Raw genomic sequence first — 348 nt, 5'->3', positions numbered from 1 at the left:
GCTTCAGCTCTTCACCTTAACCTTGCACGGGAACGTAACTCGCCGGTTCATTCTACAAAAGGCACGCCATCACCCATCGATCGGGCTCTGACTTCTTGTAAGCACACGGTTTCAGGATCTATTTCACTCCCCTTCCGGGGTGCTTTTCACCTTTCCCTCACGGTACTGCTTCACTATCGGTCGCCAGGGAGTATTTAGCCTTGGCAGATGGTCCTGCCGGATTCATACGGGGTTTCACGTGCCCCGCACTACTCGGGATCCGTCTCGGAGGGAACAAGTTTTGAACTACAGGGCTTTTACCTTCTCTGGCGGGCCTTTCCAGACCTCTTCATCTAACCGGTTCCTTTG

At 53.4% G+C, this 348-nt stretch carries 1 rRNA gene; it reads right to left on the bottom strand.

The features are described 5' to 3' along the window. Positions 1-348: ribosomal RNA gene (locus ACUYLD_RS25550) — 23S ribosomal RNA — on the bottom strand; the annotation flags it as partial.

The sequence above is a fragment of the Paenibacillus sp. SER-28 genome, assembly GCF_052906305.1.
The sequence above is the reverse complement of the archived record's forward strand: the minus strand, read 5'-3'. Positions and strand labels throughout refer to the sequence as shown.